Below are 808 nucleotides of genomic sequence, written 5' to 3'. Positions count from 1 at the left end.
TTACYGTATAGGTTACCTCTGGCGTACCATCGCCATTTGCATCAACAGTAATTGTTAAGGTTTCATTTGCCTCTCCTGTTCCTGTTAAGGTTGGGGTAGTATCGTTACTTGTAAATGTATCTGCTGTTGGTGCAGTCGTGTCAATTGTAACTACTCCTGTTCCGCTGTTTCCTCCTGCATCAGTTGCGGTTACATCAATTGTATCATCATCTGATAACGTTGGGAATGTTCCACTATCGGCTGTTGCTGTATCTGGATCAATACTCCAGTTTCCTGTTCCGTCAGTTGTTACTGTATAGGTTACCTCTGGCGTACCATCGCCATTTGCATCAACAGTAATTGTYAAGGTTTCATTTGCCTCTCCTGTTCCTGTTAAGGTTGGGGTAGTATCGTTACTTGTAAATGTATCTGCTGTTGGAGCCGTTGTGTCAATGGTTACTACTCCTGTTCCGCTGTTTCCTCCTGCATCGGTTGCTACTACATCAATTGTATCATCATCTGATAACGTTGGGAATGTTCCACTATCCGCTGTTTCTGTATCTGGATCAATACTCCAGTTTCCTGTTCCGTCAGTTGTTACCGTATAGGTTACCTCTGGCGTACCATCGCCATTTGCATCAACAGTAATTGTTAAGGTTTCATTTGCCTCTCCTGTTCCTGTTAAGGTTGGGGTAGTATCGYTACTTGTAAATGTATCTGCTGTTGGAGCCGTTGTGTCAATGGTAACTACTCCTGTTCCGCTGTTTCCTCCTGCATCAGTTGCGGTTACATCAATTGTATCATCATCTGATAACGTTGGGAATGTTCC

Annotated in this window: 1 protein-coding gene; it reads right to left on the bottom strand. The window is 43.6% G+C overall.

Features of this window, described 5'->3' with window-relative positions:
• Positions 1 to 808 (bottom strand): Ig-like domain-containing protein (locus BA195_RS12475; protein WP_245662353.1); only part of this gene is annotated, 808 nt, incomplete at both ends.

Source organism: Tenacibaculum soleae, assembly GCF_001693415.1.
Taxonomy (GTDB): Bacteria; Bacteroidota; Bacteroidia; order Flavobacteriales; family Flavobacteriaceae; genus Polaribacter; species Polaribacter soleae.
This window is presented reverse-complemented; position numbering and strand designations above follow the sequence as displayed.